Below are 26312 nucleotides of genomic sequence, written 5' to 3'. Positions count from 1 at the left end.
CTCTGGAATACCTCCAGTGGGAACTACCTCTGTCGGAGCAAGGCTTGCCCGCGATAGCGCCAGATCATCCACAACAAACCCAAATGACCCAGCACCATCGCAAGCCCAACCTCAGGCTAACCACCAGAGTCCCCCCGTTCCCGCATCAAAACCTTTGCCGAATCATCAACCAACGCCTTACCCATAGTCACCAGATAATGCGCAGCCCAAGCATGCCGTCCATTGTCTTTCGCATAAGCAGCATCTTCAGTCAGCGACTTGGCAAGGCAAAGAAAATCCGAAGCCATCGATAACGCATCGGCAATGGGCACACCACCAATGACGTGAAACATCGCTTGATTACCGAGATAGATCGCGGGGGTGAAGCCGATGGTTTTGAGTTCGTGATTGTCGGTCATTTGCCACCTCCGATTTGGGAGATGCAGCCGGGGAGGGTGGGTGGTGGGGCGTTACGCAACTGGGAACTGCGTAGAGGGGGAAGCCAAATTTCGAACGGATTTATGCTGCGCATAGTGAAGCTCCTTAATTTGAAGAGCTGCCACAATTCGTTACCAAGCGAATGGGTGACAGCTGTGCGCAGGTTGGTAAACCGGGAAATCAAGGAAACCGGCACGTCCGAAGACGTCCCACGCACAGCCGCCATAACGCATATCTCAGGCGAAAAAAAGCGCCTGCGAACGCATAGCACTGTTGCGCAGTGATTTACCTCGGGTTACCAAGCCCGGCCGCTGAATTGGCAGCGACGGCGTCAGGGTATCGCGAGCGTTCCTCCCCTGCAACCACCGACAACTTAGGACTGACTTCTGAAATTCGCAGGATGAGGTCATCTGCGCTCCTTTTGGCTCATCGATGGCCTTGATGAGGCCGCTAAGATCCCAAAACCGAGATTGGCGAAACGTAGCTCTCGGCCGGAGGCGATCCGTAGACACCCCAGCTACTAAGACGTAATTTGTGCAGCAACGCAGATGCGCTACTTAACCCTGGTTCTTCTTCAACCGCGCTATGCAGCGCTTCGCATCATCCCTTGGACGGCAACGAATGAATCTAACGCTTCATATGGCAGCTAATGGGCATCTGGGGCTTGATTTCAACGAGTTGTCAGAGGCTGGTTGGCTATCGATAGCTGAAGAGCTGACCACTCTCCAAGGGTTGAAACGCGCAGGCTCGTCCGTCACGAGTGTTAGTGAACAAATTCACCACGATTTCCAGTGTGCTGAGTTCAGCCTTGCGTCGGGTTGGGACAATTGGTCTGGGCATTACTTGCTTTCAGACTCTATGGCAGGCGATGTATTTCTGAGAAAACTATTCGACCGGTTTCGGGCCTGATTACAGTGTTTTACCGATAGGGAGTAAGCCTATTAGCCATTGCCGCGGCTGCATTAGAGCGTTTTTAGGCTTCGCGACAGGCAGCAATCGGCCAGAAGCGGGCACTTGCTACAGGCCAAGCAGCGGAAGGGCAAACCGATCCGCTTTGGCCATTAGTCGACATTGAATATCGACACGCGAAGTGGGGATTATGCGTCAGAGATATTTCTCGAAGAAAAAATTGCACCGCTTTAGCACTTGTATAAGATGCGTAGTCCTGATAATCGTCACTTTTGTGCGAATCTGCAAAATCACAAACAGACTTCATAACTAACACTAAAGGCTGAGGATTTGGTGAGTCTATGGCCGCAGCGAACACGCTATATGCCTCCATTTCGACACCTAATACTTTCCGGTGCTGGCCTTGAATACCGGTAGTGACGTCTGGATCTTCCAAAACGGAAGCGCCGGAAGCAAGTGGCCCTATATGGAGATTTAATAGTGGGGAGTATGCACCGGCCATTCCAACCGTATAGCGTTTAGAACTGAAGCATCCTGACTAAAACGTTGCAGTTTAGATTTGATGAATGGATCAAGGCTAAGCTGGTGAGGTGATGGCTGAAAAAATGGCCCAGTATCAGACTTCGTCTTTTTACCGCTACCATAGTCCCAACTAGGATCCGCAGCAATGATGTCGCCTGGTTCAACGCGGCCTACTATGCCAGCCGTAATGCCTGCCATGACTAAATATTTAGGCTTAAATGTAGATACCATTTTCATAGAGAGAACTGCCGCTGCAGGCATGCCCATACGGGACGAATTAGCAGCCACAACAGAAAGCTTACCTTCGCGGGTGCTAACGTAACCCCGATAGTATTGGGTCGGATCACCCTCAATGACGTAATCCTCCCAGGCCCATGGTAGCCGAAGCACTGCCGTCAGCTCAGGTTTATACAGTGCAGTAAGAATACATATATCTGCCGAATGAACAATCTGCTCGCCAGATGATTGATTATTACGGATAATGTGCATCACTTTTCGCTGTAGCTGTATAAGCCAATCGTCACTATTAGTTGTGTAATGTAAAACCGTCCACAATTCACTATTAAATCTTGGGATTGAAGCGTCTTGAGCTTCAGGAAAAGCAGTTAGCCCAACAACTTCTCTTGGTCTAATATATATATCTCGCTCAAGAATTTCATCTAATAGCAAGAGCCCCCATTTGGCCTGGGATCCAGGTCGGAAGTTTCAGGGATTGATATATCAAGAATCATCAAGTCATAGTGTTCTGTTCTAAGCCAATGCTTTGCTTCGTTAGCATCTCTTGCTTTCTTGATGCTTTCATCAGTTATTCCAGCAACAGATAATAACCCAATCATGACAGCTTTGAGTTTATCTCTTTCATCCTCAACCACAAGTATTTTTATCACTGCGTACCTCCTTGTAAAAATCCAAGCTCAGCAAGCTTTTTACGAAGATCAATTTTCCATGTGTTTATAGAAGCATGGTAATAGACGAAGCCTTTATAAATCGTCGGGTATTCCAACTTAAGATTTACGTTTAAGCTTTCGAGATTCATCTCATGGGGTGGTTTTCCAAAAACCTCAAACTGAGTAAAAACCAAAACTGGAGTGGAAACATCAAACCTATCCATTTGAGCTAAAAACTCCTGTCCACCAAAAATGTGGGTGTCATCCGATGGCTCATCAGGACTTAGATCATATTGCGGCAAGGTCATATCGAGAATTACCAAATCAAAATGATCACTCCTGATTTTTCTCACGCCGCTTTGTAATGATCTCTCAAACATGACATCTTCATTAGGGATAACGCTTTCTAAAAACGCTGTAATTGAATGCGTTTGTTTTCATCATCCTCTACTACGAGAATACTCATATTGATATCTCTCTCAGCGTCAAGTTAAACTTTACGAAAAACCTTGTTTCATTGACATACCCGAACTCAAGCAAATGATTTGAACCAATGATTTTCTTCAGTTTTATGAGGCCAGTCCCACCTTCTGTTCTTAAAGAACCATGATATCCACCCGATTCAATCAGATCCCTGATTGCTCTCATTTTTTCCGTACATGATTGCATATCGGCTTCGGCGCTGACTTCATTTTCAACCAGAAAGCTTAATGCCTGCTTACTATCCCGTTCAACTGTTATCCAGAGCTTAGGAGATGTGCCAAGATTCGAATACTTCCTCGCATTATCAAAAAGTATGAAGAAAATGTCCGAAAACATTGTTAATGCTCCCGCAACAGGAGGGAGTTCTAGAATATCCTTTGTGATAATTGGATTAAAATCTTTATGGATTCTTTGAACGCACTGTAGTCCGATATCTATAAGCTGCTCCACCTCAAAAAATGGCTCAGCTCGAGGAGTGGGAAGCTTAAACCAATCTTTCATTTGCTCACACGCTTGCAATGAGTTGGTTTGTGCTGTTCGAACAGCGCGATCTAAATCAGCTGTAAACTGCGAGGGTGCAGCATGATTAATAGTTGACTGCAGCGTATAAAATACTTCATTTATATCTGGTTTGATTTTGCTCTCTATAGCTGAGTGCACTATGCGAAGGCAATTTTCGACACTAGCCCAAAACAAATTAATACATTCATCAAAGAACTCATCGAAAGTAGTAGTAGGCGTTACCGTGGTTGCGAGAAAACGCAAATGGATGGGAGTGGTATCCAGATAAAACAACCCGCTTGGCTTCTCAAGCGAACGTACTTGCACTAAGTCATTCGTCAGTCGTTCTATCAGGTTGTCGTAACGAGCTGAGAAAATGCAAAGACCCAAGTCAATATTGTCCTTAGCAGTGGCTGTGATACCGACTAATCGTTCCAACCAAATCTCATTCGACGCGTAACTATTTATTCCTGCGGTTCGCTGCGTAATAACTTTTTCCAGCTCTAGAGGTCCGCGCAACTGCCCTGATAGTGCGCCATGCCGAATACGCATGCTCAAATAACAATCTAATCCATGCATAGGATTATTGGTGGACTCTAGGAATATCGCACTTACGAGTTCTCGTAATAATGTACCCGCCTCATCGGTAGGCACCTGTAAAAATTCGGAAGGTAAGGGTTTGCCATCTGAAAGCAACTGCAAGTACGCTTCTGCAAAATCAGAAGATGGACTTATGCCGGCGGCAACCATTGCTCGATATCTAAAAAACGACTCCTTTAACTTTTTATCACACAACTTTCGGATTGCAGGAACGTCGATGGACATTTTGCTTTGTTCAACATGCCTGACCCCGCTTCGAATTACCTGAGCGCGTGTTATTTCTCTAATTTCAGACTCATAAATTTTCGCATTCGGCTCATCTATATCTAATAATAATGTAAAAACAGCTAAGCGCTCATTCTGAACCTCAACGGAACCCTTAAATACAGACGAAACCTTCATGATTGCGGGTGTGCAGACGTATCTTAGATAAAAAACCAGCAGGCGTTTGTCAAAATCTGATGATTTTGAGTTCAATTGACTCGGCCTATCCAAGCCGTGTTGAATTAGAAAGTCTTCATATGAATATGCAAGTGCCTTGTCGTATTCATCATTATAATTTGTAGAATTGAGAAGCAATACAATTGGTACGGCAATGTTACCCGCAAGCTTTTTCCTAATTTCTTTTCCATTCAATATTTTAGCGCATTCAGCAACGGGCATCAGATCGGTCGCCCCTGGGTCAGCGACTACATTATCCGCAATCAATTTAACGAGCGCTTCAACGTCGCCCAGTTGGCCAAGTGAAGCCGAAATCAAGCGGGCGGCTAACCGCTTTCTTCTAATCGATGAGATCTGAAGGGCCTCGGTGGCCACCTTAATTGACTGAGGAAATTCGCCGTTAGAGTATAAATATTCGGCTGCCTTCAAAGTCTGGCGATTCTCATCCAAGCCGCAGATTGTCGGAAGGTCGACATAGAGATCCTTCTGAGTCCAAATATCAATTGGTGTCCCAGCTGGAATTTTGTAAGCGTTAGATATTTCGGCTATATAGACACTTCTACAATAATTCGGTAGATACGGCAAAAAGTCAGAGTCCAAATATGGAGTAAAAACGAACCGCGTCAAAGCATCATCCAAGTCCAAGATCGGAAGAACTGATAGTTCTTCGAGTAATATTCCGTGAAGAGTGCGGGAGAAGGCGGTCCATCTAAATGCGAATACTGACTTAAGAGTTTCAGCTAATTTATGTTCAGCTAAAAAGCCTTTGGAATAAATTTCGTATAGGGCACTGACGCACTTGCCCTGGATATTTTCGGTACTGGTAGGTAAGACCTCCGAGTCAACCAGTCGCTCTGCTAAAACTCTCCAGGCTGCCGGCCAAGAATTTGGCACCAGTGAGTATTCTTCATCAATACGCGTATCGTTAACCACGTTCCTATAAAGCAGCTTGCTCTGCTCAAACCCTATCTGAAAAACTTTGTCAGTTTTACCAGCCAAAAACATCAATCGATTAAGACGTATGTCGTTTACTTTACCTGCGAGCTGAATCAGCTTATTTGTTGCCGATTGATGCATGTCAGAAGTTGCGTCTATCACATACTTTTGAAGAATCTCAAACAGTGAATTATAAATATCAATAAGAGCAGAGTTCGTTTCGTAGTGAAGTGCGCCACTTAATTCGCCTGCATCATTAGGGATAATGCCAATAGATTGAAATTTTAACGATGCTCGCAACGACAAGTCTTTCACATCATCCAAAGCGTCTATGGTCTGCGACAAGTATCTGAAGAAAGTAGTAGGTTGTTCATTTCTTACGCTGAAGTTTGTCGCAAGCCAAGGTACATTTCCTTGCCCTTCGGATTTAACTGTGGCCAAATACTTTTTTGCGCCTCAACACCTTCGAAATGCTGAAGATGTGCGATTCTTGTTTCGATCAACCACACTGACAACCCAAACTCTAATTCAATGGTTTCGAGAGCAAGCAAACATGCCTGCGAGTTGGCTTCAAGAAGCTTCACCTCATATTCATGGGATAACTCTAGGTATCTGGAGATGCGCTTTGCGTTAGCGACAACTAAAGCGGTAAACCAGCTCATCTCTCTCTCAAGAGAAACCTTTTGTAGTAAGGGTGCACACTTCAACTCTTTGATAGTTCAGGGAAATAATATCTGCCTAAGCTTTTGTCCAACTGGCTTGCCCTTCTTTGTGGCTGTCATAGTCCAAGTGAGCAAAGAAGAAAACTCACTCGGTGCAATCTCCTTTCTTCCCACCCCCAGATTGAAAAGGAGGCCGGTGGTCAGTATGTTAGCTTGAACATTTCGCAGGCTAATCCTTGGATTCTTATTTTGCGCCTTCATTCACAAACCTCAGGAGATTGCGGGAGCTTCAAAAATTCATCAGGGTATCTTAGTCGGGTTTTACAATGAGAAATGTAAACTTCAGGAATTGAGTTCTTCTCCTACGCCTAACCAGATCCTGGCAATTCTATGACTGCCTCTGGCGCCGGCGGCGGAGCATCCGCTTTTTCCGCTGAAGGCCGTTAGGGAATGACCACTTATGGCCGACTGCTGCCCTCCGGTGCTGACCGTCGGAAATGTGTCGGTTGCGATCGGTGGGGGTATAGGCAGCACGGGCTCGTCCTGACGAGTTTATTTCCCCAAAGAATGGCTCGTTGGATGGATCAAGCAGGAAGTCAGCCGAATGCTTCATCGTGCACTTCTGCCCAAGTAGAGCGGGATACAGGGATCCCAGCGGACAGTGTAATGAACATCGTAGATGGCATACCGACCGCTGAAGAGTTTTCGCGCGCCAGCCGAACAGCGGGGCGGTTAGATGGCGGGAAGGGGCAGGAAGCTAGTTATGACCGGATGTCTACAGTGAGGCTGGCGGCCTCATCGCGAGCAAGCTCGCTCCCACAGGTTTCCCTTTTCAGGTAGCCCCCGTAGGTGGTCCCGAAAGCTTCAAGGTGCGGACAAAAAACAAGCGACCCGGAAACAACAAAGCCCCTGCATTTCTGCAGGGGCTTCGTTTTGTATGGTGCCGGCACCAGGAGTCGAACCCGGGACCTACTGATTACAAGTCAGTTGCTCTACCAACTGAGCTATACCGGCGTGTTGGGCGACGATTATAGCGATTGGAATGGTTCTGTAAACCCCTGAATTCAGACTATTTTTGCGCGGGCCTTGGGTCAGGCGCGGCGCAGTGCTGTTCGGAGTTTGTGTAGGGCTTTCCAGGTGCGGCTGTTTTGGATGGCGTGCAGTTGCGCTTCGGCCTGTTCGGCGCGTTGTAGAGCGGCGGAGAGGTGTTGGTCGGCGTCGCTGAGGGGGTGGCTGAATGTGTGGCCGCGGCAGAGCTGGAAGTTGTCCAGGTTGCAGGGCGGGATGTCGAAGGCGGGTTTGAGGTTCAGGTGTTCTTCGGCCAGGTAGTAGGTGTTGAGGCCGTCGAACAGGATGGACTGGTAGCCGGCGTCGGTGAGCAGGGTTTCCCAGGTCTGGTTGCGCTCCCACGGGGTCTCGATGAGGATGATCCACGGGCGCCACTGGCTGAAGTCCATGCCGCGCAACACGGTTTCTTCGTGGCCTTCGACGTCGATTTTCAGGAAGTGGATGGGCTTGCCTTGGGCGTGCTGCTCGCAGATGGAGGTCAGGGTGCGCGATTGCACGGTGTGGCTACGCACGTCCATGCCGGCGTCTTTGCGCTGTTGGGCGACGGTGGGTTCCAGTGTCGACAGGCCGGTGTCGGCGATGCTGTAGAACGTCAGGTCCTGGGCGTTTTCGCCCGCGACGCATTGCAGGTTGGTGTCTTTGGGGCGTTGTTCGCACAGGGCCTGGTGGTAATTGGCGACGGGCTCGACGTTGATGCCGGTCCAGCCGTGGTCATAAAAAGCCTTGGTGACTGAGTCGTGGACGGGATCGTTGGCGCCAATGTCGATGTAGAAGCCATTTTCGACGTTTCTGAGGGCGCGCCACAGGCGGATGTCTTCGAAGTTCTGTGCGTAGGAAATGAACGTCACGAGTCGAGTCCTGTGTTTTGTTTTTATTTTTAACGGCCGCAGTGTCGGCACTTGTTTGCCTGTATAGCAAGGGTCGCGGTCGGGGTGCAAATGCCTGCGGGCGTGGTCCCGAATTCGGCGGTTATGTCCTTTTCGCGAATTGCTTATGCACAACGGGCGTGATGGCCGTTACTGTTCATTACCGATTTTGTGGACCCGTTCTCATTAGTCCGCAAATGCCTGTTTTTATGGTTTTTTATCCATGTGTACGAAAAATGAACACAGGTGTTTCAGGGAGGAAACAGCTGTATACATTGGATCCAGGATAATTCCATCAACAGAGTTATCCACAGGCTGGGTGCTTCAGCAGCGCTCACCCAGGATCAGCAGATTACGCGGAGTGAGGGGGCTTTCGCAGAAGGTTCCGAGCCGAACGGTGTAACCCTGCTCGGAGAGGAAAATGGCCCTGTCGAGCACCAGCCACAGCTCCAGCGGACGCCGGAACAGCCCGCGCAGCGGCTCGAGGTTGCGCACCTGTGCCAGGCGTTGCCAGCCGGCGGCCTTCAGGGCGGGCCAATTTTGCGGCCCGATTGTGGATAAGTCCTTGAGCGCGGCCAGGTGATGGCAGTATTCGGCGAAGGGTTTATCCAGCCAGGCGCTGGGAAGAGACGGCGTGGGCAGGTATTGATCGACTCCGCGCAGTTGCCTTTGCAGCAGGTCGAAGCCCAGGCGGCGGGCCATGGAAGTGTCGCGTTGTTGGCGGACCCGGGCGCCGGCGGTGACGGTTTCGCTGGCAGGCAGCGCCAGGTCGTCCAGGGACAGCTGCAGGGTGGATTGCTGGCCCGGTGAGGAAAGCGCCTGGTGGGCTGTGAGACTGATCCGGTTGTAGCAGCAGGGGCGACAGCCAGCTGTTTGCAGCCTGCGGCGCTGGCGAGCTGGATCAGCCTGACGTGCAGGTCTCCGCAAGCGTGCAGCGCGACCGGGGTATGGCCGCCGTGCAGCAGGCGGGCAGCTTCGGCGGCGAGCACATCCTGTTCAACATGCAGGGCGTGCAGGTGATGGCGCTGGCTGAGTGCCTGACCGCTGGCGACCAGTGCCGGGTCGTATTCCAGGCAGGTGAGTTGCTGGCCGGCCTGCAACAGGCGTCGGCCCAAGTGTCCTTTGCCGGCGCACCAGTCGAGCCAGTGTCTGGACGGCTGGGTGAATTCCAGGCGGCTGGCGAACGCTTCGATCTGCTGCCATTTGCGCCCCGGCACATCGACATTCAGGCGGTGCCCGGCTTCCTCCAGCGCATGGGCCGGTAATTGGCCGATGGCGCTGAGTTGCAGCGACTGCGCGGCCAGGGAAGCGAAGGGCTCGGGCGCGTCCAGCAGGGCGGGGTGGTTGTGGGCGAGTTCAGCCTCTTCCAGTGAGCGGCCACGCAGCCACTGCGCCAGCTCCGGGTAGGACGCTTCCCAATCAAGCGAAAGGTGAGTGAAGGGTCGAGGTTTCCACAGCGCCTGATGTTCAATCAAAAAAGCATCCAGCGCCGTGAAGCGGGCGAGTAAGTCCTCGCCCGTTAGCACGTGGGAAATGTCAGCGCCCTTGGCAGGCATCGACGCGCAGCCAGCGCTCCAGCAGCTTGAAGCCGCGTACCAGCACGTAAGCCATCAGCAGATAGAAAACACCCGCAGCGAAGAAGATTTCCACCGGCAGATAGGTGCGCGCAATGATCGTGCGCGCCATGCCGGTCAGTTCCAGCAAGGTCACGGTGCTGGCTAGCGCACTGGCCTTGAGCATCAGGATCACTTCGTTGCTGTAGGCCGGCAGGCCGATGCGCGCGGCACGCGGCAGGATGATGTAGAACATCGCTTTCGGCTTGGACATGCCCAAGGCTCGAGCCGCTTCAATTTCGCCCGGCGGAATCGCCTGAATCGCCCCGCGCAGAATTTCGGCGATGTACGCCGCCGTGTGCAGGGTCATGGTTACGGTGGCGCACCAGAACGGATCGCGCAGGTACGGCCAAAACGCGCTTTCACGCACCGCGTCGAACTGCGCCAGGCCGTAATAAACCAGGAACAGTTGAACCAGCAACGGCGTGCCACGGAAAAAGAAGATGTAGGCGTAAGGCAGCGAGCGCACGTACCACAGCTTCGACGAGCGGGCGATGCCCAGCGGAATTGCCAGTAGCAGACCGGCAATCACGGCGATGGCGACCAATTCGAGGGTCAGGGTCGCGCCCTGCGCCAGTTTCGGCAGCCACTTGATGATGACTTCCCAGTTCATTAAGCGCTCCTCGCAAAGCCGCGAGCGGCGCGTTTTTCCAGGAAGTGCATGCCGGTCATCGCCAGCACTGTCAGGCCCAGGTACATGATCGCGGCGACCATATAGAAGGTGAACGGTTGTTTCGACACGGTCACGCCGATTTGCGCGTGACGCATGATTTCTTCAAGGCCGATGACCGAGACCAGTGCGGTGTCCTTCATCAGGATCATGAACAGATTGCCCAGGCCGGGCAGGGCGATGCGCCACATCTGCGGCATGATCAGCCGGGTGAAGATCCGCCATTTCGACAGGCCCAGGGCCTGACCGGCCTCACGGTGGCCTTTGGGAATGGCGAGGATCGCACCACGGAACACTTCCGTGGCGTAGGCGCCGAAGCACAGGCCCAGTGCAATTACACCGGCAGCAAAGGCGTTGAGTTGCAGGTCGGGGTTGCCGAAGAATTCACCGAGGGCGCGCATCAGATTGACCGTACCGAAGTAGATCAACAGCACCCAGAGCAATTCCGGGACGCCGCGCACCAATGTGGAATAAGTGCCGCCAAGCCATTGCAGCGGCTTGTACGGGGAAGTCTTGGCCAAGGCGCCGAGCAGACCGAGCACCAATCCCTGGCACAGGGCCGTGAGGGCCAGTTGGACGGTCATCAGCGCGCCGGCAGCGAGGGCCGGGCCGAATCCGTAGAGGTCGATAATCATGGAGTTCTGTTCAAATTGCGGCAGGCAAAGTCGGGAGCCGGCGCCGCTCAACGAACGGCGCCAGTCCCACAGGTCAGGATCAGTAGATGCTGAACGGGAAGTACTTGTCGTTGATCTTCTTGTAGGTACCGTCAGCGACGATTTCCTTCAGGGCTGCGTTCAGCTTCTCACGCAGTGGGTCGCCTTTACGCACAGCGATGCCGATCTTGTCGCTTTCTACAACCGGGTCACCCTTGAACTCGTAGTTCTTGCCCGCGTCGCTTTTCAGCCAGTCATAGTTGGCGTACTTGTCGGCGAGGATCGCGTCGACACGACCGGAAGTCAGGTCGAGGTAGGCGTTTTCCTGGGTGTCGTAGAGGCTGACTTTGATGTCATCGGCGTAGGTGTCTTCCAGCCAGGTACCGGCCAGGGTCGCACGCTGAGTACCGATGGTCTTGCCCTTGAGCGAGTCCTTGTCGGTTTTGAAATCGACATTCTTCGGTGCGATGAATTGCAGCTTGTTCGAGTAGTACGGGTCGGTGAAGTCCACCGCGCCTTTGCGCTCGTCGGTGATCGACAGCGAGGAGATCAGGAAGTCGAATTTCTTCGCGTTCAGGGCCGGAATGATGCCGTCCCAGTCGGATGTGACCACGGTGCACTCGACTTTCATCTTCGCGCAGAGGGCGTCGCCGATGTCTTTGTCGAAGCCGACCACGTTGCCGCTGGCGTCTTTGTTGTTGAACGGCGGGTAAGCCGCTTCGATGCCCATCTTCAGGGTCTCGGCCATGGCACCGGCGCTGAACGCGAGGGTGACGGCGGCGGCCAGGAAGACCTTTTTAAAATTCTGCATGCATGTTGCTCCGTTAGCGGTTGCTGGACATGAATTGTTTGCAGCGCGCCGAAAGCGGGTTCTCGAACACCTGCTGAGGCGATCCTTGCTCTTCTATAAGGCCCTGATGAAGGAACACCACTTCGCTGGAGACCTGACGGGCGAAACCCATTTCGTGGGTCACGAGCAGCATGGTGCGGCCTTCTTCGGCCAGTGCGCGGATGACACTAAGTACTTCCTGAACCATTTCCGGGTCAAGCGCGGAGGTGGGCTCGTCGAACAGAATCACCTTCGGTTGCATCGCCAGCGTGCGGGCAATCGCCGCGCGCTGTTGCTGACCACCGGACAATTGCGCCGGGTACGCGTGGCGCTTGTCAGCGATGCCGACCTTGGCCAGCAGCGCCTCGGCGACTTCGATGGCCTCGGCTTTGCTCTGACCTAGTACGCGACGCGGCGCCTCGATGATGTTGTCGAGGATGCTCATGTGCGGCCACAGATTAAAGTTTTGAAACACAAAACCAATCTCGGAGCGCATGCGATTGATCTGTTTGCCGTCGGCGGCAACCAGTTCGCCATTCTTGGCGGGCTTGAGCTTGAGTTCTTCACCGGCCACCAGAATCTGGCCCTGGTGCGGGTTTTCCAGCAGGTTGATGCAACGCAGGAACGTGGACTTGCCGGAACCGGAGGAACCGAGGATCGAGATCACATCGCCGTCGCGGGCGGTCAGCGAGATGCCTTTGAGCACCTCAAGCTTCCCGTAGCGTTTGTGCAAGTTGCGGATTTCAAGCGCGGGCGTGGCCTCAGCCATGTGCGTTCCTCATATATGTTGCGCTCCAGCTGTTGGATGGCCGTCCTGGGGAGGCGGCCAAGCTAGCATAGCGTTTCAATGGCAGCCAACAGCGCTGCGAGCGGTTAACGGGTGGCGTGTGGCAGGTTGTCGCATCGGCACAGCAGACTGTCGCGCTGCTATCAAACGAACAGGTGTTTGAACCTGCCCGGCGATGGAAAAACGACGTCCTGCCGTAAAAAAAGGCGCGATGTTGCCAGCTTTGCCGGGGGTTGGAAGCGTTAACCGGACAAACGTTCCTGAACTGCACTTTTATTGTGCGACGGGCATTTTTTGTTGTGTTTCTGGTGCGCGGATTCGTCTTGAAAGTGAGTCGCAGGGTAACGCTCTGGCGAATTGCCATTAATCTCAAAGACTTGCGATGACCGTCCGGTCGCGCGCAAAGCCGCGCTCCAGAAGACTTTGAAACATTTTGGCGCATTTATTGCGTGCAGAATAAGGAACGCCCCGTTGGATTCTTTTTACGAGAAAGAAATGCCAGACGGGCCGGACGCAATCGCTTTCCTCGCAAAGGTAGTTTCGATGAGCAGTACCCCAAGCTCCAATGGCCTCGAACAGGGGCTCAAACCGCGTCATGTGACCATGTTGTCGATCGCCGGTGTGATCGGCGCCGGTCTGTTCGTTGGCTCCGGCCACGCCATCGCTGCTGCTGGCCCTGCCGTACTGCTGGCTTATGCTGCCGCCGGTACTCTGGTGGTGTTGGTGATGCGCATGCTCGGCGAAATGGCTGTTGCCTCGCCGGACACCGGTTCGTTCTCGACTTACGCCGACCGTGCGATTGGGCATTGGGCCGGTTTCACCATCGGCTGGCTGTACTGGTGGTTCTGGGTACTGGTGATTCCGCTGGAGGCCAACGCCGCCGCGACCATCCTGCACGCGTGGTTTCCCGGTGTAGGCATCTGGGCTTTCGCGCTGATCATCACCATGCTGCTGACCGTCACCAACCTGTTCAGCGTGAAGAACTACGGTGAATTCGAATTCTGGTTTGCCCTGATCAAAGTGCTGGCGATCATCGGCTTCATCGGCCTCGGTCTCGCAGCGATCTTCGGCTACCTGCCGAACAGCCAGGTCAGCGGTGTGTCGCACCTGTTCGACAGCGGCGGCTTCCTGCCAAACGGTATGGGCGCGGTACTGGGTGCAATCCTGACGACCATGTTCTCCTTCATGGGTACCGAGATCGTGACCATCGCGGCCGCGGAATCGAAGAACCCGGGCAAGCAGATCTCCAAGGCTACCAACTCGGTGATCTGGCGGATTGGCCTGTTCTATCTGGTATCGATCTTCATCGTTGTGGCCCTGGTGCCTTGGAACGACCCTACGCTGGCCAACCTCGGTTCCTACCAGACCGTGCTTGAACGCATGGGCATTCCTAACGCGAAAATGATCGTCGACATCGTCGTTCTGGTCGCAGTGACCAGCTGCCTGAACTCGGCGCTCTACACGTCGTCGCGCATGCTCTTCTCCCTTGGCAAGCGTGGCGATGCCCCGGCCATGTCGACCCGCACCAACAAAAGCGGCACGCCTTACTGGGCAGTGATGTTGTCGACTGGCGCAGCGTTCCTCTGCACTTTCGCCAACTACGTAGCCCCAGCCGCCGTGTTCGAGTTCCTCTTGGCCAGCTCCGGCGCCATCGCCCTGCTGGTGTACCTGGTAATCGCCTTCTCGCAACTGCGTATGCGCAAACAACGCGTGGCGCGCGGCGAGAAAATCGAATTCAGCATGTGGCTGTTCCCGGGCCTGACCTACGCGGTGATCATCTTCATCGTTGCGGCCCTGACCATCATGTTGTTCCAGGAAGCGCATCGCGTGGAAATCCTCGCGACTGGTTTGCTGAGCCTGATGGTGGTGGCAGCCGGTTTGCTGGTAGCACGCCGTCGCAAGCTGGAAAAACGTGGCGCGCCGGTGTTGAACTGATCCGTAGCGCGTAATGCAAAACGGCCGCTGTCAGTGATGACAAGCGGCCGTTTTTGTTTGTGAACGGTGGTTATTCGCTCTTGTCTTCCTGCGCTTCCACCGACTTGCCATAAGCATCCAGCGCAACCCCGAAATCGGTGATGAACTGTGGCTCGCTCAGCCAGGCCTGGGCTTCTTCGATCGTTACGCCTTCGGCCCACATGCGGTAGTCGATCAGCATGTCGGCGGCCAGGTGAGTGGCGGCCATGCCTTCGTTGTCGGCGTTTTCCATGTCCAGCAGCTCTGGATGATCAACGATGACGAACGCCAGTTCGCGCAGCAGCGTCAGGAGCATTTCGTTGCGGCTGATGGCTTCGGCGTCGCGCATTTTGCTGAACATCGCCAGGACGTATTCCGGCACCGGCTCGGCGAGGTGGTCGAGGTCGTCGTCCTGTTCCAGCGGCTTGCGGCCGACCATACGGATTTGTTTGGCTTTGGCCTTGGCGCGTTTGGCGCGTTTCTGTTGCTTGTTCAGGGATGCCATGGGAACTCAGTTCTTCTGTTGGGTGTTTGCGGCGATCGCGTCGGACGCCGCCACATAGTCGGCCTGGAAGGCCGGTGATTCGATCCATGCCAAGGCGCCTGCCTCGTCAGTTTCCTGCGACCACTGGCGATACTCGATCAGCGCGCCGATGATGAAGTCAGTGGCGATCTCCTCGCCTTCCTGTTCCAGCACCAGTGCGAGCAGCGGGTGTTCGAGGAAGGCCGTGCACATCGCTTGCTGGCTGATCTTCTCGGCGTCGATCATTTTCTTGAACAGCTCGGTCAGATCCACCGATTCGAAGTCGATGCGGTCATCGTTCGGGTCCAGCTCGACCGGCGCTTCAGCGCGTTTGGTGCGGTTCTGCTTGGCCTTGGCTTTGGCCCGGGTGGCGCGTTTTTGCTGCTTGTTGGCGGAGGCCATGATGTGTTCCGTCGTGCGTTGAGAGGGCTCAGCTGCGCGGCACTTGCTGCCCGGGTGTGTCGGGGGCCAGTGCGCCGGTTTGCAGCCAGGTCAGAGCGATGGGCCATAGTGTGGCTTGGTATGCGCTGCGAAAAAAGGCGAAATGTCCGACTTGTTGTTCGCCGATGTCCTGCGGTTCGATGCGCAGGTGGGTTTTTGCCGCGTTGCTGAAGTAGCCGAGCAGGCGTTCGATGGCCGGGATCGTGCCGTACGGATCGTCGCTGATGCTGATCGCCAGGGTTTGCGCCTTGACTGCCGCAAAGGTTTTCACATGCAGGTCGCGGCCGCTGGGGCGCTTTTCGTAACGGGCGGTGGGTGTGCTCCAGTCACGGACGACGCCGGCAGGGGTGTCTTCCAGCCAGCCCAGGCGCTTGCCGGGAAAATAACCGTACAGCATCGTCAGCAACGGCATCACCAGGTGCCACTTGCCCAACATGCGCCAGCGATGGGCGGGCGCGTAGTCGCGCCAGTAAGCGAATTGCGCCCCTACCGTCACCAGGCGACGAATCACCGGCCCCGACGCTCCCAGGCCCGCTGCACAGCCGCCAAAGCTGTGAGCCACCACATCGATGGGTTGGCCAGGGAATTCGCGCTGGGCGCGCTTGAGCATCGCCTCGAAGTCCAGGGTGCCCCAGTCGGACCATGACGCCCTCAGGCCTTTCATCGAAGCGGGGCGCGATTCCCCGATGCCGCGGTAATCGTAGGTGATGACGTCGAAGCCATTGGCATGCAGATAGTCGGCAAACCGCGCGTAGTGGCGGCAGCGCACGGAAGTGGCGGCGTTGATGATCACAATCGGGCGCGCGCTGTCATGGGAGGCATGGCGCCAGGTAAAGCCGCCGAGGATAAAACCGTCTGCAGCGGGTTCCTTGAACGGTTCGCCGGGCGCGATCGCGGGCAGCGGTAACTCGATGTGGCTGGGTGCCAGTGACGGCATGTCCTGCAAATTCATCGGCGTCTTACCAGTGCGGGTAGCTGACAACGATAGTCTTCGGGCGGCATTTGGACAATCCAGGCCGAGGCCGGGGTGTGCGGGAAAGTACATCACGGCTGCGCCGGTCAAATCGCAAGCATAAAAAAACCCTGAATCTTGCGATTCAGGGTTTTCGGTATTTGGTGCCCAGAGACGGAATCGAACCGCCGACACGGGGATTTTCAATCCCCTGCTCTACCGACTGAGCTATCTGGGCAACGGGGCGCATTAAAAGGGTTTTTCGGATTTACGTCAACGACTTTTTTAAAATTTCTTAAATTAATTCCGTCGCTTACGATCCGACCCCCGATTTTCGGGGGTTTACTCTGCGGGCGGAACGTAGCCTTCGGCCTTGGCGTATTCCTCGCCGGAGAAGTACTTGTCCATTTCGCCCTGAAGATATTTGCGGTCTTCGGCGTTCATCATGTTCAAACGCTTTTCGTTGATCAGCAGGGTTTGGTGTTTCTGCCAGTCAGCCCAGGCCTTGGCCGAGACGTGGTCAAAAATGTCCTGGCCTTTGGCGCCCGGGAAAGGAGCGCGCTCCAGGGCAGGCAATTCTTCTTTGTACTTGCGGCACATGATGGTGCGGGTCATGACGACTCTCCTGCGTTCAATACGGCGGCCGCGCGTTCGAGCAAGGTCTTGACCGGGGCGGCAAGGCCCAGGCGCGGCGGGGTGGCGAGGTTATACCAGAGCCAGTCGGCCTCGGCCACGTGATGGGTGGCCTCCTGCACTTGAACCAGCCAGGGTTCGATGGACAGCTGGAAATGGCTGAACGTGTGGACGAGGTTGGGCAGCGCCTGCTGCTCGCCCATGGTCAGCGAGTGCTGATCGGCGAGATGTTGCAGGTCGTCGAGGTCGTCGAGCTCCGGAAGGCTCCACAGGCCGCCCCACAAACCGCTCGACGGGCGACGGTAAAGCAGAATCGCGCCGTCGCCGTTGGCGAGCATCGGCATCAGCGTGCGCTTCTGCGGGATGGCTTTGCGCGGCTTGGGGATCGGGTAGCGGGTTTCGAGGCCGAGCATGTGCGCCTCGCAACCACGCTCCAGCGGGCACAGCAGGCAGCTCGGCTTGCTGCGCGTGCAGAGTGTGGCGCCGAGATCCATCATTGCCTGGGTGTAGGCGTTGACCCGATCGTGCGGCGTAAAGCGCTCTGCGTTGGCCCACAGCTGCTTGGCCACCTTCGGCTCGCCGGGGTAGCCCTCTTGCGCGGTAAAGCGCGCCAGCACGCGTTTGACGTTGCCGTCGAGAATCGGCGCGCGCAAACCCATGCTGATGCTTGCGATGGCGCCAGCGGTAGACAGGCCGATGCCCGGCAGATCGGTAAGCTTTTCGACGTCACGCGGAAACTCGCCGCCGTACTGGCTGACGACAATCTTCGCGGTCTTCTGCAAATTGCGCGCGCGGGTGTAGTAGCCCAGGCCGGTCCACAGGTGCAGCACTTCGTCTTCCGGCGCTTCAGCCAGGGCTTCGACCGTCGGCAGCGCGGCCATGAAACGGTCGAAGTAATTCAGCACGGTGCTGACCTGGGTCTGCTGCAACATGATCTCCGACACCCATACCCGATACGGGTTGATGTCCTGCTGCCAAGGCAAATCGTGGCGGCCGTGGCGGTCGAACCATTCCAGCACCGCCGTTGAAAACTGCTCCGCTCTCATCGCTTGAACAGCCCCTTCAATGCGTTTTTCAGTTCCGGGCTGACTTTGTCGCCCAGTTTTTCGTCGATCTTCTCGCTCAGTTTGTTGCCGGCAATTTTGGTCGCGACCTGACCGAGACGCTCATTGTCGACGCGGCAAGCCTTGGCGCCGAGTTCCAGCGGGCCACGGCAACGCAGTGGCCATTCGATGCCGACGAACTTGTCGCCGACCTGACACGCCGGATCCGGCATGGCGCTGGTATCGCCTTCGACGATGATGCCGACGCGGTAGTCCATGCCCAGCACGCGCAGGTCGATGTCGCCATCACCGTTGACGGTCATGCCGGGGATGCGCACTTTCAGGTCCGGGTTGCTGGCAATGCCGTTACGCAAGGTCAGGTTGCCCTTGAGCTCCTGGAAGGGCGTGTCCTTGCCGCGCGGCTCGCCGCTGAGGGTCTTGCGGTTGAGCGTGGCGATGCCTTTGCACAGCTGCTGTTCAAGGTTGGCATTGAGCAGCACGCCATTATTGATCGCGAAACTGGCGGTGCCGTTGAGGGTATCGACCAGGGCTTTCTGGCTGTTACCGCTGCCGGTCAGGTTGCTGTTGAGGGTAACCAGGCCTTTGACCGGCGGGTTTTTACCCTGGCTTTCAAGGATTTTTTCCACCGGCACTTTGTTGATCTGGGTCTGCAGGTTCAGCGCCGGGACCTGTTGGCGCACATCGAGGGTGCCTTTGGCTTCGAAGTTACCTTCGTACAATTCGCCGCGCAGGTTTTCCAGGGTCAGCAGGCCATTTTGGCCGGTAGCCTTGAGGGCCGCGTTGCGGATCGGCAGTTTGTCGAGGGTGAGTTGGCCGAACGTCAGGTCGGCGTCGAGATCGAGTTTGCTCAGGCGCTCCACGGGCAACAGGCGCTCGGTGCTCCAGGCGGTTTTGCTCGGCGCATCCGGCAACGGAGTGCTGCCTGCCCCGGCCATGGCATTGGCTTCGGTGCTGGCCACTTCGGCCTGGCGCACTTGAGTTGCGCTATTGGCTTCGGCAGATTTTGGTTTCAGGTAACGGTCGACGTTGAAGGTGTCAGCCTTGAGCACAGCACGCAGCGATTGCCTGGCGAAGTCTTCGACGGCGATGCGCCCGCTGAAGCTGCTGTCGTCGAGTTTCAGGTTGATGTTGTCGAAGGCAACGCTGGTTGGTGTGGCGGCAACACGGCTGACCAATTCGACCTTGCTCAGGCTGCCTTCGGCCATGGCCGGGAGTTTCTGGCCGATGCTGTCGACGAATTTAGCCAGATCGAACTGGGCGATGGAGACGCCGCCGGTGATCTGCGGGGTCTTGTCGAGGTCATTGGCTTTCAGCTCACCCAAGGCGCGCAATTGGTTGGCGGAGATCTTGATGCCTGTCCATTCGGCGACGTTCGCAGCTTTATCCAGCAACAACTGGCCCTGCGCGGAGAACGTCATGGTCTTGCCTTGCAACGGATCGCCAGCCAGTTCCCCGGTCAGTTTCATGTCTTCGAACTTGTAGCGCTGCAGGGCGCGTTCGAAACGCAGTTCGCCGTTCAGTTCAGTGCGAACCCGCAGGACAGGCTGATTGGTGCCAAGGAACGCCGTGAGTTTGACCGGAATATTGGTCGAGTCATGCACGGCGCCAGTGCTGAGCTGGATGCTTTCGGCGCTGAACTGCTTGCCGGTCTTTTCGTCGCTGTATTCAACCCGGGCGTTATTGACGGTCAGGCTGTCGATGTCCAGGCGAATGGGCTGGGCGGGTTTTTCCGCCTGGGCCGTGGTCTCGCTGGCAGGCTCACCGGGGGTGGCAGGTGGCGTGGCCTGAGTGGCAGGCACCTTGCCGATGTCTTCCCAGTTGCCATGGCCGTCCTTGTCGCGGTTCAGGCGCAGGTTCAGGCCTTCGACGCGCACGTCGCTCATCTGCACTTCGCGGCGCAGCAGCGGCAGCACGCGCACGGACAGGCCGAGCATCTGCAAATCGGCAAACGGTTCGGCAGGTTTGACCAGCGTGGCGACGCTGGCGTCGTGCAATTCCAGGCCGAGCCACGGGAACAGGCTCCAGCCGATGTCGCCATTGAGCGTCAGCTCGATGTGGGCCTTGTCGCGGGCTATCTGGCGGATCTCGTCTTTATAGTCATTGGGATCAAAGAGGTGGGTCAGGGCAAACCCCAGAGCCACAATGATCAGCAATAGCCCGAGAAGTACCAGACCCAGGATTTTGCCGAACGCTTTCATGGGCGAGTCCTTGTAGTTAGTCAAATTCGAAATACAGCCGGGGAGTATAGCGCTCCGGGGACGACGATCGGTCGGCGATCACGTTGTCAGTTCATCCAGCGACACTTTCAGCTTGGCGGCGAGCGCCTGGGCGTCAAGATGGCCGGCGGGGGCCAGCAGGTGCAAGGTGGCGCCGGCGTCGCGGGCCATTTTCCGCGCCTCGTCCACCAGGCGCTCGGCGACGCCGCGTCGACGGGTGATCTTGCGCACGCACAGTTGGGACAGGTGCCAGACGTTCTGGTGCCGTTGCAGGCGGGCGGCACCCAGCAAGCGGTCATTGAAGCGCCCGGCGATCAGCGAGCCATCGCCCAGGCAGGCTTCGATCAACTGCTGCTGCGAGGCAAAGGGTGCGAAGAGCCACTGCGGCGCATCCCGATAGATCTTCTGCAAGTCTTGCTGATCCTGATAGTTGGCTTCTTTGAGCGACTCGACAACGATCGGCATGGCGGCTCCAGCAGGGAGGAGATCAGATGACATGAAAAAGGTGATATCAGTTTGGTTTTTCTGTCACCTGCAAATGGTAACCTTTGCCGGTTCGTCCGTCCTTCTGCGACTTAACGTCGCGCCTTCAAGGAGCTTCACCTTAAAAAACGGTCATGCCTGCGTGCATAAGGCCGAGGGTGAACAGTGGCTGGCGAACCATACTAATAATTGGGGGATACACAATGAGCACGAGCATTACGGCGGACGGTCTCAAAGCCGACCAGCCTGCGTTCCTGTCCAAGGAACGCATCATCGCCAAGCCCGGTTTCAACCGCTGGCTGGTGCCACCGGCCGCATTGGCCATTCACTTGTGCATCGGCATGGCCTACGGTTTTTCGGTGTTCTGGTTGCCGTTGTCGAAGGCACTGGGCATCACCGCGCCAGTGGCCTGCGCACCGGACATGAGCTTCATCGCACAAGTCTTCTCTTCGCAATGCGACTGGCCGATCTCGATGCTCGGCTGGATCTACACCCTGTTCTTCATCTTCCTCGGCTGCTCGGCAGCGATCTGGGGTGGCTGGCTGGAACACGCCGGGCCACGCAAGGCTGGCGTTGTATCGGCACTTTGCTGGTGCGGTGGTCTGCTGATTTCGGCGTTGGGGATTTATACCCACCAAATCTGGCTGATGTGGATCGGCTCCGGCGTGATCGGCGGTATCGGTCTGGGCCTGGGCTATATCTCGCCGGTGTCGACCCTGATCAAGTGGTTCCCGGACAAACGCGGCATGGCCACCGGAATGGCGATCATGGGCTTCGGTGGCGGCGCGATGGTCGGTGCGCCGTTGGCCGCAGCGCTGATGGGCCACTTCGCTTCGCCAACCAGCGTCGGCGTATGGCAGAGCTTCCTGGTGATGGCCGCGATCTACTTCGTGTTCATGATCGGCGGCGCCCTGTCGTATCGCGTACCGCCAACTGGCTGGAAGCCTGAAGGCTGGACTGCGCCGGCGAAAAAAGCTTCGAACTCGATGATCACTCACCGTCACGTGCACGTGAACGTTGCGTGGAAAACCCCGCAATTCCGTCTGGTGTGGCTGGTCCTGTGCCTGAACGTATCGGCGGGTATCGGCATTCTGGGCATGGCGTCGCCGCTGTTGCAGGAAGTCTTTGGCGGTAAATTGATCGGTGTGGATCTGCCGTTCGGTCAACTGGACGCCGGCCAACTGGCTTCGATTGCCGCGATTGCGGCCGGGTTTACCGGACTGCTGAGCCTGTTCAACATCGGTGGCCGCTTCTTCTGGGCATCGTTCTCGGACTATCTGGGCCGCAAAAACACTTATTTTGTGTTCTTCGCCCTGGGTTTTGCCCTGTACGCGCTGATCCCGAACCTCGGCCATTTGGGCAACGTTGCGCTGTTCGTGGCGGCGTTCTGCATCATTCTGTCGATGTACGGCGGCGGTTTCGCCACTGTTCCGGCGTATCTGGCTGACCTGTTCGGTACGCAGATGGTCGGCGCGATCCACGGTCGTCTGCTGACTGCCTGGGCTGCGGCCGGTGTGCTCGGTCCGGTACTGGTGAACTACCTGCGTGAGTATCAGTTGAGCATCGGCGTGGAACGCGCCGCGGCTTACGACATCACGCTGTACATCCTCGCCGGTCTGCTGGTGCTGGGCTTCCTGTGCAACATGCTGGTACGCCCGGTGGCCGACAAGTACTTCATGACCGACGCCGAACTGGCTGCCGAACAGGCGCTGGGCCACGACAAAGGTGCTGATGCAACCACCGTGCTGGAGTGGAAAGCCGCGCCGGGCAGCAAGCCATTGGCGATTGCTGCGTGGCTGGTGGTGGGTATTCCGTTGGCGTGGGGTGTGTGGGTGACCTTGCAGAAAACGGCGGTACTGTTTCACTAAGTAATGGGTAAAACGCAGTTCCCTGTGGGAGCGAGCCTGCTCGCGAAGACGGAATGTCAGTCGACATAAATGTTGGCTGGCCCACCGCATTCGCGAGCAGGCTCGCTCCCACATTTGTTTTTACGTTGCCTGTAATGGCTTGTATGCACATGTCTACCCGCGACAACCGGGGCTTCTGTCTGTCAGGGATATCACCTCTCGTGTTTCTGTTTCGGCCCCGCGTGCCTATAATGGCTGCCTTTTTCGCCCAATGATTTTGCGGAGCTGGTGATGGCCGAACGTAAGGCTTCTGTCGAGCGCGACACTCTGGAAACCCAGATCAAAGCCTCGATCAACCTTGATGGCACCGGAAAGGCCCGATTCGATATCGGTGTTCCTTTTCTTGAGCACATGCTGGATCAGATCGCCCGTCACGGGTTGATCGACCTGGATATTGAATGCAAGGGCGATCTGCATATCGACGACCACCATACGGTGGAAGACGTCGGTATCACCCTCGGCCAGGCGTTTGCCAAAGCCATCGGCGACAAAAAGGGCATCCGTCGCTACGGCCACGCCTACGTGCCGCTCGATGAAGCGCTGTCGCGCGTAGTGATCGACTTCTCCGGTCGTCCAGGCCTGCAGATGCACGTGCCTTACACCCGCGCTACCGTGGGCGGCTTCGACGTTGACCTGTTCCAGGAATTCTTCCAGGGCTTCGTCAACCATGCGCTTGTCAGCATGCACATCGACAACCTGCGCGGCACCAACACTCACCACCAGATCGAAACCGTGTTCAAGGCTTTCGGCCGCGCGCTGCGCATGGCTGTGGAGCTGGATGAACGCATGGCCGGGCAAATGCCGTCGACCAAAGGCGTTCTGTAATGCAGACGGTTGCAGTTATCGACTACGGCATGGGCAACCTGCACTCGGTGGCCAAGGCCCTCGAGCATGTCGGTGCCGGCAAAGTGCTGATCACCAGCGATGCCAATGTGATTCGCGAAGCCGACCGCGTGGTGTTCCCCGGCGTCGGCGCGATTCGCGATTGCATGGCGGAGATCCGTCGCCTCGGTTTCGACTCGCTGGTGCGTGAAGTCAGTCAGGATCGTCCGTTCCTCGGCATCTGTGTTGGCATGCAAGCCTTGCTCGACACCAGCGAAGAGAACGACGGCGTCGACTGCATCGGCCTGTTTCCGGGCGCGGTGAAGTTTTTCGGCAAAGATCTGCATGAAGACGGCGAGCACCTGAAAGTCCCGCACATGGGCTGGAACGAGGTGCAGCAGAAGGTCAGCCACCCGCTGTGGCATGACATCCCGGACATGGCGCGTTTCTACTTCGTGCACAGCTACTACATTGCGGCTGCCAACGCGCGGCAAGTGGTGGGTGGCGGTCATTACGGCGTCGATTTCGCTGCGGCGCTGGCTGATGGCTCGCGCTTTGCCGTGCAGTTCCACCCGGAGAAGAGCCATACCCATGGCCTGCAATTGCTGCAGAACTTCGCCGCGTGGGATGGTCGCTGGTAAATGGCCGCCAAGAAGTCCAAGCCGCCGATCCTGACCCTCACTCCCGAGCAGGAGAGCGAGGCCAATCACAAGATCAAACGCTTCATGGAAGATCGTTTCGAACTCGACCTCGGGTCGTTCGAGGCGGCGGAGATTCTTGAGCTGTTTACCCGCGAAATTGCTCCGCACTATTACAACAGGGCGATTTTCGATGTGCAGACCCACCTCAAGGAGCGGTTTGAAAGCATCGAAAGCGACCTGTGGGCGCTCGAAAAAAACTGATTTCCGAGCGAAGCTGAACAATCGAATTTGAAGGTTTGCCAGATGCTGATTATTCCCGCTATCGATCTTAAAGACGGTGCCTGCGTACGTCTGCGCCAGGGCCGCATGGAAGATTCCACAGTGTTCTCCGATGACCCGGTGAGCATGGCTGCCAAGTGGGTGGAGGGCGGTTGCCGTCGTCTGCATCTGGTCGATCTGAACGGTGCTTTTGAAGGTCAGCCGGTTAACGGTGAAGTGGTTACGGCGATTGCCAAACGCTACCCGAACCTGCCGATCCAGATCGGTGGCGGCATCCGCTCGCTGGAAACCATCGAGCACTACGTCAAGGCTGGCGTCAGCTACGTGATCATCGGCACCAAAGCCGTGAAAGATCCGGCATTCGTCGCTGAAGCGTGCCGTGCGTTCCCGGGCAAGATCATCGTCGGTCTGGATGCCAAAGACGGTTTTGTCGCCACCGATGGCTGGGCTGAGATCAGCACCGTGAACGTCATCGACCTGGCCAAGCAATTCGAAGCCGACGGCGTGTCCTCGATCGTTTATACCGACATCGCCAAAGACGGCATGATGCAGGGCTGCAATGTACCGTTTACCGCTGCGCTGGCCGCTGCGACCAAGATTCCGGTGATCGCTTCCGGCGGTATCCACAATCTCGGTGACATCAAGTCGCTGCTCGACGCCAAAGCGCCGGGCATCATCGGCGCCATCACCGGCCGAGCGATCTACGAAGGCACCCTCGACGTCGCCGAAGCGCAAGCTTTCTGCGATTCGTACAAAGGCTGAGGACTGACCATGGCGCTGGCCAAACGCATCATCCCTTGCCTGGACGTGGACAACGGTCGGGTCGTCAAAGGCGTGAAGTTCGAGAACATCCGCGACGCCGGTGACCCGGTGGAAATCGCCCGTCGCTATGACGAGCAGGGTGCCGACGAGATTACTTTTCTCGACATCACCGCCAGCGTTGATGGCCGCGATACCACGCTGCATACCGTCGAGCGCATGGCCAGCCAGGTGTTTATTCCGCTGACCGTAGGCGGCGGCGTGCGTACCGTGCAGGACATTCGCAACTTGCTCAATGCCGGCGCGGACAAGGTCTCGATCAATACCGCAGCCGTGTTCAACCCGGAATTTGTCGGCGAAGCTGCCCAGCATTTTGGTTCGCAGTGCATCGTTGTCGCCATTGACGCGAAGAAAGTCTCCGGCCCGGGCGAAACCCCGCGCTGGGAGATCTTCACCCACGGCGGGCGCAAGCCAACCGGCCTCGACGCGGTGGAGTGGGCGAAGAAGATGGAAGGCCTGGGCGCCGGTGAAATCCTGTTGACCAGCATGGACCAGGACGGCATGAAAAACGGTTTCGACCTCGGCGTGACCCGCGCCATCAGCGATGCGCTGGGCATTCCGGTGATCGCGTCCGGCGGTGTCGGCAACCTGCAGCATCTGGCCGACGGCATTCTCGAAGGCCACGCCAGCGCGGTATTGGCGGCGAGTATTTTCCACTTCGGCGAATACACCGTGCAGGAAGCCAAGGCTTACATGGCCAAACGCGGCATCGTGATGCGCTAAACCGTACAGGCC

General features: G+C 56.2%; 25 protein-coding genes, 2 tRNA genes and 1 pseudogene. 7 read left to right on the top strand and 21 right to left on the bottom strand.

What is annotated here, in order from left to right; all coding sequences use genetic code 11:
• Positions 1–116 precede the first annotated feature (116 nt).
• From JFT80_RS22065 to JFT80_RS22015, 13 genes and pseudogenes are all read right to left on the bottom strand, one after another.
• Positions 117–398, bottom strand: coding sequence for a DUF3077 domain-containing protein (locus tag JFT80_RS22065; RefSeq protein WP_201149409.1), 282 nt, complete (start codon positions 396–398; stop codon positions 117–119).
• Positions 399–1800: 1402 nt separating this feature from the next.
• A complete protein-coding gene (locus JFT80_RS24660) occupies positions 1801–2517 on the bottom strand; it encodes a hypothetical protein (protein WP_242483029.1) in 717 nt (238 codons plus the stop codon).
• Positions 2508–2735, bottom strand: a complete 228-nt coding sequence (locus JFT80_RS24655; RefSeq protein WP_242483028.1) for a hypothetical protein — start codon at positions 2733–2735, stop codon at positions 2508–2510. Before JFT80_RS24655 ends, JFT80_RS24660 begins: the two co-directional genes overlap by 10 nt.
• Positions 2732–3115 carry a response regulator gene (locus JFT80_RS22055; protein ID WP_242483027.1) on the bottom strand — a complete coding sequence of 128 codons (384 nt, stop codon included), beginning with the start codon at positions 3113–3115 and terminating at the stop codon, positions 2732–2734. The genes JFT80_RS24655 and JFT80_RS22055 overlap by 4 nt, the downstream gene beginning before the upstream one ends.
• An 82-nt stretch (positions 3116–3197) precedes the next feature.
• Positions 3198–6137 (bottom strand): hypothetical protein, encoded by a 2940-nt coding sequence (locus tag JFT80_RS22050; RefSeq protein WP_242483026.1) that lies wholly within the window; start codon positions 6135–6137, stop codon positions 3198–3200.
• Positions 6074–6358: a hypothetical protein gene (locus JFT80_RS24650; protein ID WP_242483025.1), complete on the bottom strand. Its 285-nt coding sequence runs from the start codon at positions 6356–6358 to the stop codon at positions 6074–6076. The genes JFT80_RS22050 and JFT80_RS24650 overlap by 64 nt, the downstream gene beginning before the upstream one ends.
• Before the next feature lie 938 nt (positions 6359–7296).
• Positions 7297–7372, bottom strand: a tRNA-Thr gene (locus tag JFT80_RS22045).
• A gap of 77 nt (positions 7373–7449) precedes the next feature.
• Positions 7450–8274, bottom strand: coding sequence for an FkbM family methyltransferase (locus JFT80_RS22040; protein ID WP_201149407.1), 825 nt, complete (start codon positions 8272–8274; stop codon positions 7450–7452).
• Positions 8275–8616: 342 nt separating this feature from the next.
• Positions 8617–9848 (bottom strand): annotated as a pseudogene (locus JFT80_RS22035) (methyltransferase).
• A complete protein-coding gene (locus JFT80_RS22030; protein ID WP_201149405.1) occupies positions 9829–10518 on the bottom strand; it encodes an ABC transporter permease in 690 nt (229 codons plus the stop codon). The pseudogene JFT80_RS22035 and the gene JFT80_RS22030 overlap by 20 nt, the downstream one beginning before the upstream one ends.
• Positions 10518–11210: an ABC transporter permease gene (locus JFT80_RS22025; RefSeq protein ID WP_201149403.1), complete on the bottom strand. Its 693-nt coding sequence runs from the start codon at positions 11208–11210 to the stop codon at positions 10518–10520. Before JFT80_RS22025 ends, JFT80_RS22030 begins: the two co-directional genes overlap by 1 nt.
• A gap of 79 nt (positions 11211–11289) precedes the next feature.
• A complete protein-coding gene (locus tag JFT80_RS22020) occupies positions 11290–12039 on the bottom strand; it encodes an ABC transporter substrate-binding protein (RefSeq protein WP_008080539.1) in 750 nt (249 codons plus the stop codon).
• Between the two features lie 13 nt (positions 12040–12052).
• Positions 12053–12826, bottom strand: a complete 774-nt coding sequence (locus JFT80_RS22015; protein ID WP_201149401.1) for an ABC transporter ATP-binding protein — start codon at positions 12824–12826, stop codon at positions 12053–12055.
• Positions 12827–13387: 561 nt separating this feature from the next.
• Between JFT80_RS22015 and gabP the strand changes: the two genes are divergently transcribed.
• Positions 13388–14779: a GABA permease gene (gabP, locus tag JFT80_RS22010; RefSeq protein ID WP_201149399.1), complete on the top strand. Its 1392-nt coding sequence runs from the start codon at positions 13388–13390 to the stop codon at positions 14777–14779.
• 70 nt (positions 14780–14849) lie between these two features.
• Here gabP and JFT80_RS22005 read toward each other — a convergent pair whose 3' ends face one another.
• From JFT80_RS22005 to JFT80_RS21970, 8 genes are all read right to left on the bottom strand, one after another.
• Entirely contained in the window at positions 14850–15302 is a 453-nt protein-coding gene (locus tag JFT80_RS22005) for a hypothetical protein (RefSeq protein WP_201149397.1), read from the bottom strand.
• Positions 15303–15308: 6 nt separating this feature from the next.
• Positions 15309–15722, bottom strand: a complete 414-nt coding sequence (locus JFT80_RS22000) for a hypothetical protein (RefSeq protein ID WP_201149395.1) — start codon at positions 15720–15722, stop codon at positions 15309–15311.
• 28 nt (positions 15723–15750) lie between these two features.
• Complete coding sequence (locus JFT80_RS21995; protein WP_201149393.1) at positions 15751–16713, bottom strand: alpha/beta fold hydrolase; 963 nt, start codon at positions 16711–16713, stop codon at positions 15751–15753.
• A gap of 162 nt (positions 16714–16875) precedes the next feature.
• A tRNA-Phe gene (locus JFT80_RS21990) sits at positions 16876–16951 on the bottom strand.
• A 104-nt stretch (positions 16952–17055) separates the two neighbouring features.
• Entirely contained in the window at positions 17056–17328 is a 273-nt protein-coding gene (locus tag JFT80_RS21985; RefSeq protein WP_008024947.1) for an oxidative damage protection protein, read from the bottom strand.
• Positions 17325–18392, bottom strand: coding sequence for an A/G-specific adenine glycosylase (gene mutY / locus JFT80_RS21980; protein ID WP_201149391.1), 1068 nt, complete (start codon positions 18390–18392; stop codon positions 17325–17327). Before mutY ends, JFT80_RS21985 begins: the two co-directional genes overlap by 4 nt.
• The gene (locus JFT80_RS21975) at positions 18389–20608 is read right to left on the bottom strand and encodes an AsmA family protein (protein WP_201149389.1); all 2220 of its coding nucleotides are present in this window, start codon (positions 20606–20608) and stop codon (positions 18389–18391) included. The genes mutY and JFT80_RS21975 overlap by 4 nt, the downstream gene beginning before the upstream one ends.
• Positions 20609–20686: 78 nt before the next feature.
• The gene (locus JFT80_RS21970; protein ID WP_201149387.1) at positions 20687–21091 is read right to left on the bottom strand and encodes an acetyl-CoA sensor PanZ family protein; all 405 of its coding nucleotides are present in this window, start codon (positions 21089–21091) and stop codon (positions 20687–20689) included.
• 221 nt (positions 21092–21312) lie between these two features.
• Between JFT80_RS21970 and JFT80_RS21965 the strand changes: the two genes are divergently transcribed.
• The 6 genes from JFT80_RS21965 to hisF all read left to right on the top strand — a co-directional run bounded on the left by JFT80_RS21965 (position 21313) and on the right by hisF (position 26300).
• A complete protein-coding gene (locus tag JFT80_RS21965; protein WP_201149385.1) occupies positions 21313–22977 on the top strand; it encodes an OFA family MFS transporter in 1665 nt (554 codons plus the stop codon).
• 270 nt (positions 22978–23247) lie between these two features.
• Positions 23248–23841, top strand: coding sequence for an imidazoleglycerol-phosphate dehydratase HisB (gene hisB / locus JFT80_RS21960; protein ID WP_042557195.1), 594 nt, complete (start codon positions 23248–23250; stop codon positions 23839–23841).
• Positions 23841–24479 carry an imidazole glycerol phosphate synthase subunit HisH gene (hisH, locus tag JFT80_RS21955; protein WP_075947168.1) on the top strand — a complete coding sequence of 213 codons (639 nt, stop codon included), beginning with the start codon at positions 23841–23843 and terminating at the stop codon, positions 24477–24479. Before hisB ends, hisH begins: the two co-directional genes overlap by 1 nt.
• Positions 24480–24740 (top strand): DUF2164 domain-containing protein, encoded by a 261-nt coding sequence (locus JFT80_RS21950; protein ID WP_095190078.1) that lies wholly within the window; start codon positions 24480–24482, stop codon positions 24738–24740.
• A 42-nt stretch (positions 24741–24782) separates the two neighbouring features.
• Positions 24783–25520 carry a 1-(5-phosphoribosyl)-5-[(5-phosphoribosylamino)methylideneamino]imidazole-4-carboxamide isomerase gene (gene hisA / locus JFT80_RS21945; RefSeq protein ID WP_201149384.1) on the top strand — a complete coding sequence of 246 codons (738 nt, stop codon included), beginning with the start codon at positions 24783–24785 and terminating at the stop codon, positions 25518–25520.
• Positions 25521–25529: 9 nt separating this feature from the next.
• Entirely contained in the window at positions 25530–26300 is a 771-nt protein-coding gene (hisF, locus tag JFT80_RS21940) for an imidazole glycerol phosphate synthase subunit HisF (protein WP_007909211.1), read from the top strand.
• Positions 26301–26312: the final 12 nt, after the last annotated feature.

It is taken from the genome of Pseudomonas sp. TH10, from assembly GCF_016651255.1.
GTDB lineage: Bacteria > Pseudomonadota > Gammaproteobacteria > Pseudomonadales > Pseudomonadaceae > Aquipseudomonas.
Note: the sequence above shows the minus strand (reverse complement) of the source record. Positions and strands in the feature narration are given on the sequence as shown.